The 6,057-nt window shown below is 77.5% G+C and carries 8 protein-coding genes; 2 read left to right on the plus strand and 6 right to left on the minus strand.

All coding sequences use genetic code 11. The features are described 5' to 3' along the window. Positions 1 to 106: 106 nt before the first annotated feature. From ACFWH7_RS20470 to ACFWH7_RS20495, 6 genes are all read right to left on the minus strand, one after another. Positions 107 to 832, minus strand: coding sequence for a hypothetical protein (locus ACFWH7_RS20470; protein WP_378219430.1), 726 nt, complete (start codon positions 830 to 832; stop codon positions 107 to 109). Further along, a complete protein-coding gene (locus tag ACFWH7_RS20475; protein ID WP_378219432.1) occupies positions 829 to 1,413 on the minus strand; it encodes a signal peptidase I in 585 nt (194 codons plus the stop codon). The genes ACFWH7_RS20470 and ACFWH7_RS20475 overlap by 4 nt, the downstream gene beginning before the upstream one ends. Then, positions 1,406 to 1,882, minus strand: a complete 477-nt coding sequence (locus tag ACFWH7_RS20480; RefSeq protein WP_378219434.1) for a hypothetical protein — start codon at positions 1,880 to 1,882, stop codon at positions 1,406 to 1,408. The genes ACFWH7_RS20475 and ACFWH7_RS20480 overlap by 8 nt, the downstream gene beginning before the upstream one ends. Next, positions 1,879 to 2,340, minus strand: coding sequence for a hypothetical protein (locus tag ACFWH7_RS20485; RefSeq protein ID WP_378219436.1), 462 nt, complete (start codon positions 2,338 to 2,340; stop codon positions 1,879 to 1,881). Before ACFWH7_RS20485 ends, ACFWH7_RS20480 begins: the two co-directional genes overlap by 4 nt. A gap of 121 nt (positions 2,341 to 2,461) precedes the next feature. Next, a complete protein-coding gene (locus tag ACFWH7_RS20490) occupies positions 2,462 to 3,004 on the minus strand; it encodes an alternate-type signal peptide domain-containing protein (RefSeq protein ID WP_378219438.1) in 543 nt (180 codons plus the stop codon). Between the two features lie 144 nt (positions 3,005 to 3,148). After that, positions 3,149 to 3,844, minus strand: a complete 696-nt coding sequence (locus tag ACFWH7_RS20495; protein ID WP_053369903.1) for a demethylmenaquinone methyltransferase — start codon at positions 3,842 to 3,844, stop codon at positions 3,149 to 3,151. Between the two features lie 79 nt (positions 3,845 to 3,923). Here ACFWH7_RS20495 and ACFWH7_RS20500 point away from each other — a divergent pair, with 79 nt between their 5' ends. Further along, entirely contained in the window at positions 3,924 to 5,297 is a 1,374-nt protein-coding gene (locus ACFWH7_RS20500; RefSeq protein ID WP_378219440.1) for an isochorismate synthase, read from the plus strand. Between the two features lie 106 nt (positions 5,298 to 5,403). Further along, positions 5,404 to 5,940 carry a GNAT family N-acetyltransferase gene (locus ACFWH7_RS20505; protein WP_378219442.1) on the plus strand — a complete coding sequence of 179 codons (537 nt, stop codon included), beginning with the start codon at positions 5,404 to 5,406 and terminating at the stop codon, positions 5,938 to 5,940. Positions 5,941 to 6,057: the final 117 nt, after the last annotated feature.

Genomic DNA, 6,057 nt, shown 5'->3' on the forward strand with positions numbered 1-6,057 from the left:
GTGGGGGGCGGGGCCCCGGGGGGGGGGGGGGGGGGCGGGGCTTGGCACACCCGCCCGCGGGGGGGGGGGGGCGGGGCGCCCCGCGGCCGGCTCGCGTCGCCGCAGGTCAGCGGCCGCCGGACGACGCCGCGCGCCCCCGCCCGAGGCGCGCGAGCACCAGGCCTGCCCCGGCCGCGAGCGCCGCGGCGACCGCGAGCCACCACGTGTCGGCCCCGGTGCGCGCCAGCACGGGGCCGGTCGACGGCGGCTCCCCCGGGGCGGGCGCCGGGCCGGCGCCCGGGACGCCCACGAGGTGCACCGCCTCCAGCACCCCGGCGACGGAGCGGCGCGTGGACGACGGCGCGTCCGCCGACATCGCGACGCTCACCTCCACCCGGCCCACCTCCCCGGGATCGAGCACGGGCCCCTCCCAGGTCGCGGCGCCCGGTCTCGCGCCGTCCAGCCGGACGTCGAGCCACGCGCCGAGACCGGTCCGCACGACCTCCGGGTCGACGTCGGCCGCGAGGTCCACGAGGACGCGGGCCGCCGTCGGGCCGTCGTTGCGGACCCACAGGTCGCGCGCGACGGTCGCCCCCGGCACGACGAGCGCGTCCGGTCCGAACAGGGGCGCCGGGAGGCCGGGCTCCCACGTCGCGCCGTCCGCGCTCAGCCGGAGCGCCTCCTCCTCCCCCGACGCCGCGCCCGTGCCGGTGCCCGCCGCACTCCCTACCGCGGGCCCGGCCACGGCACTCGCCGCGGCCCCCACCACGGCCTGGCCCGGCCCGGCGAGCGCGACCGCGAGCAGCACCCCGGCGAGGGCACGGAACGGCTCTCGGCCCGCGCCCCGGCTCACGGGACCACCGCCGGGGTCCTGCGGCGCCGCGAGCGCTCGCGCAGTCCCGCCGCGACCTGCCAGGCTCCCCAGCCGAGGAGCCCGGCCGCCGCCACGACGGCGACGGTGCGGCGCGCGTCGCCCGACACCGCGGAGCTCACCCACCCGAGCAGCGGGACCGCGTAGACGACCGTCCCCCGGACCTGCACGGGGCGGACGGGCTCCGGGTCGGGCGCGGCGTTGGCGTCGCCCTGCGTCGTGAGGACCCGCTCGTCGTCCGCGCCGACGCCGACGGCGACGACCCGGTGGGTGACGACCCCGGGCCGGCCCGAGACGAGCTGGTACGTGACGACGTCGCCCGGGGCGACGCGCTCGAGCTCGACCGGGCGCACGACGACCATCGTCCCGGGCGGGTAGGTCGGCCGCATGGACCCGGTGAGCACCGTGTACGGCGTCGCCCCCAGCACGAGCGGCACGACGACCCCCACGAGCGCGAGCGCGACGGCGCACCCGAGCGCGAGCACGCCGAGCGCCCGGGCGAGCGGCCCGTGCCGATGCGCTGCGCCCTCGCGGTGTCGCCCGCCCGGGCGCCGCTCAGCCACAGGAGATCCCCGACAGGCCGGTGCCCGCGAGGAGCGCGCCGCGGACCGACACCGCGTTGCCCGGGATCGAGACCCATCCCGACGCGTGCACGGACTGGACGCTGACCTGCAGGGTCGTGCCGCCGAGCAGCAGGTCGAGGATCGACTGCAGGAGCCCGCCGAGCAGCGACTCGGTGATGACGAGCTGCGTCGCCGTCGTCTCGGTCGTCGTCGACTGCCCGCCTCCCGCGATCGTCACGCGGTACCGGGCCGGGGCTGGCGTCGGTGCCGTCCACCGCACGGTCGCGCTCCGCGCGAGGTTGGTGCCCGTCGTCGTGCACGTCGTCCCGGTCGGTGCGGGGACCGTCGCCGCCGACACGGTCGTCCACAGCGACCCGCTCGCGGTCCACCACGCCACGGCCGGGGCACCGACGAGCGCGAGCGCCACGGCCAGCGCGGCGACCACCCGGAGCCTGGCGCCGCGCGTCACGACGGCCTGCTCTCGATGGTCACCGTCACCGCGACCTGCGCGCTCTGACCCTGCCACTCGCCCGGGCTCCCCGCGGGCAGCGTGAAGCGGACGCACACCTGGGTCGTCGCGCCGCGCGCGTACGTCTGCGGGCTGAGCGTCCCGACCGGCAGTGCCGTTCCCGTGCAGGTCGTCCCGGGGTAGAACGCGACGGTCGGCCGCACGACGCCCTCATATGCGACCGCGAGCCGGTAGCGCCACGTCCCGTCGCCCGTGTGCTGCACGGCGATCACGCCGTCGCGCGACTGGCCCGGCAGCATGCCCGCGAGGTCGGGGAAGGTCTGCCACGACGTCTGGACGCCGAACGAGCCCGACCGCACGTCCGCGCCGCTCACCGACTGTGACGCCGACCAGGTGGCCCACGCCGCACCCGCGGAGAGCGGCAGCGCGGCGAGCACGAGCACGACGACGGCGCGCACGGCACCCCGCCGACCGTGCGCGGCGCGGGAGCCCGGCGCGCCGGGACCCGGCCCCGGGCCGGACGACGCGCCCGGGGCCCGGGCGCGGCGGCGGGACAGGTCGACGCCCACCGCAGGCCGCTCAGAGGTGCTGCTCGAGCGTGAACGTCAGGCTCGACAGGTTCACGACCGAGTTCGTCGCGACCTGGTCGGCCGTGGCCTCGTCGAACGTCAGCGTGACGTCGGCGTCGACCGCCGGGTAGGCCGCCGTCGACGGCGCGACCTCGAACGTGCCGTCGCCGTTGTCCGTCGCCCAGGCCGGCGGGCCGTCGAGCACGAACGCCACGTCGAGCGCGTCGACGAGCACCTGGTCGCCCGTGAGCGTGTCCGTGCCGGAGACGGCGAGGGTCGACTGCAACGAGTCGCCGATCGCGGTCACGGTGATCGGCTGGCTGAGCGCCAGCACGTCGCCCGGGACGATGCGGACGGCCGTGACGTCCGCGACCGCGGTCCCGTTGAGCGTCCAGGCCGCGGTGCCCAGCGCGAGGTCCAGGTCGCCGGAGCTGATGTCCCCCGCCTCGGCGACGGCCTGCGAGTCGGACCACAGCGCGTAGGTCCCGGCCCCTCCCAGGAGGAGGAGCGCCCCCGCCCCGATCGCCAGCGCACCCTTGGTCAGGCGTTCCATGTCGTGCCCCCGTCATGCCGCGCGCGGGCCCCCGTTGGCCGCGCTCGTCCCTCGACGGTAGGTCGGGCACGGCGGAGCGGCCCGCCCAGCCGTCGGGCAGGCCGGGTGAATTCGGCGTCGGCAGCTCCGCCGACGGCGACGGCGTCAGGCGGGTCGCGTGCCCCGATGGAGCGCGACGATCCCGCCGGAGAGGTTGCGGTAGGCAACCTTCTCCCAGCCCGCGCGGAGCAGGAGGCGGCCGAGCCCGACCTGGTCGGGCCAGGCCGCGATGGACTCCGCGAGGTACTCGTACGAGCCGCCCTCGCGCGTCACCGCGGCGGCGATGCGCGGCAGCGCCTGCACGAGGTACTCCTGGTAGACGACGCGGAACGGGGCCCACGTCGGGGTCGAGAACTCGCAGATCACGACCCGCCCGCCCGGGCGGACGACGCGCAGCATCTCGCGCAGCGCGCCCTCGGTGTCGACGACGTTGCGCAGCCCGAACGAGATCGTCACCGCGTCGAACGTGCCGTCCGCGAACGGCAGGCGCGTCGCGTCACCGGCGACGAACGGGAGGTCGGGCCGGCGCTCCTTGCCGACCTGGAGCATGCCGAACGAGAAGTCGCACGGCACGACGCGCACGCCGTCGTCGGCGAACGGCTCGGACGACGTCCCGGTCCCGGCCGCGAGGTCGAGGACCTTCTCGCCCGGCAGCGCGCCGACCGCGCGCACCGTCGCCCGGCGCCAGGCACGGTCCTGGCCGAACGACATGATGTCGTTCGTCAGGTCGTAGCGCGAGGCGATCCCGTCGAACATCGACGCGACCTCGGAGGGCTTCTTGTCCAGGTTGGCGCGGGGCATGCCGCCCATGCTTCCACGTCCGCAGGCACCCGGGCGCACCGCAGGGCGCACCCGCGTGCGCGGCTTACGCTGGGAGGCGATGAGCGCAGAACCGTCGGCCACGGCCGCACAGCCCCGACCCCGGCCGAGCATCGTCGTGCGGACCACCCCGATCCCCGACCTGCCCGGCGGCCTGGACGCCCTCGTCGACCTCCTGCCCGACGCGCGGCCCCTCGCCTGGGTGCGGCGCGGCGACGGGATCGTGGGCTGGGGCGAGGCGCTGCGCCTCGAGACGTGGGGCCCCGGCCGGTTCGCCGACGCCGAGGCCGCGTGGCACGAGACGCTCGCGCGCGCCGTCGTGCGGGACGAGGTAGGGCTGCCCGGGACGGGACCGGTCGCGTTCGGCTCGTTCGCGTTCGACGACTCCGCCCCCGGCGACGACGCGCACGACCCGGTCCGCGCGGGCGGCGTGCTCGTCGTGCCGCGCGTCGTCGTCGGTCGCCGCGACGGCCGGGCGTGGCTCACGACCGTCGACACCGCGGGATCGCTCTCGTCCTCCCCGACCGACGCGCTGCGGCGCACGCCGCGCGCGCCCGTCACGTCGCCCGGCGAGGTGGCGTGGCACGACGGCGCGCTGCGCGCCGACGACTGGGCGGCCGTCGTGGCGGAGGGGGTCGAGCGCATCCGCTCGGGCGCGCTCGAGAAGGTCGTCCTGGCGCGCGACGTCGTCGCGCACACGGCCGAGCCCGTGGACCCGCGATGGTTGCTCTCCCGGCTCACCTCGGCGTACGAGGCGTGCTGGACGTTCTCCGTCGACGGCCTCGTGGGTGCGACGCCCGAGCTCCTGGTCCGCAGCGAGAAAGGGCTCGTCACGTCGCGCGTGCTCGCGGGGACGATCCGCCGCGGCGGGCTGTCCGACGACGAGGCGCTCCTCCGGGCGGCCCAGCTCGCCCGGTCGTCGAAGGACCTCGAGGAGCACGAGTACGCCGTGCGGTCCGTCGCGCAGGCGCTCGCCCCGTTCTGCTCGTCGATGAACGTCCCCGACGCGCCGTTCGTGCTGCACCTGCCGAACGTCATGCACCTCGCGTCGGACGTGACCGCGGTCCTCGCGCGCGGCGCGGTCGCTCCCGGCACGTCGGGCGGGGCGGCGGGGCCGACGAGCCTCGCGCTCGCCGCGGCCCTGCACCCGTCGGCGGCCGTGTGCGGCACGCCGACGAGCGTCGCGCGCGAGCTGATCCGCGAGATCGAGGGCATGGACCGCGGTCGGTACGCCGGGCCGGTCGGGTGGCTCGGCGCGGACGGCGACGGCGAGTGGGGCATCGCGCTGCGCTCGGCCGAGCTCTCGGCCGCCGACCCGCGGTCGGTGCGGCTCTTCGCCGGGTGCGGGATCGTCGCCGCGTCCGACCCGGCGGCGGAGGTCGCCGAGTCGGAGGCGAAGCTCGAGCCGATGCGCTACGCCCTCGGCGGGTCCTGACACCGCACCGGCCGAGCGCCGGGTGCGGAACGTCACCCACGCTGACTCCCGACCGCCACCCGGGACGCCCCGCCCCGGGCGCGCCCTGCGCTGCTAGGTTCGGGAGGTGTCCGAATCCTCCCAGATCTCCGTCTCTCGCCCCAGCGCGCCGTCCGGCGTGCTCGTCCGCCGTGCCGTCGTCGCCGACCGTGACGACGTGTGGCCGCTCGTCCTCGAGCTGCCCCGCCACGACCCCGAGCGTGAGGCGTTCGAGCGGTCCTTCGGGCCCTTGCTCGCCGCGCTCGACACGTACTTCGCGGTGGCGGAGCTGCCCGACCGCGGCGTCGTGGGGTACCTGCTCGCGAACCGGCACCTGACCTTCGCGTCCAGCGGCGTCGTCTGCCGGGTCGAGGAGGTCGCCGTCCTCCCGTCGCACCGACGCCAGGGCATCGGCCGGCTCCTCCTCGAGAGCGCCGAGGAGTGGGCGGCCGAGGTGGGCGCGCGCCGCGTCGGCCTCGCCACCGGTCTCTCCAAGGAGTTCTACGTCTCCGGCGGCTACGCCGAGACCGCCGGCTTCTTCACCAAGCGCGTGGAGGCACCGGTCTCGCCCGCCTCGTCGGGGGGCGAGGCGCCGTGGGCACCGCGCACCCCGGCCGCCGACTGAGCCGGACGTCGAGCGGGGGGGGGGGGGCGGGGGGGGCGGCGGCGGGGGCCGGGGCGTGGGGGGGGGGGGCGCGCGGGGGGGAGGGGGGCGGCGGCCCCCACCCCCGCCGGGCGTGTC

The sequence above is a fragment of the Cellulosimicrobium cellulans genome, assembly GCF_042723955.1.
In the GTDB taxonomy this organism is placed as follows: domain Bacteria; phylum Actinomycetota; class Actinomycetes; order Actinomycetales; family Cellulomonadaceae; genus Cellulosimicrobium; species Cellulosimicrobium cellulans_H.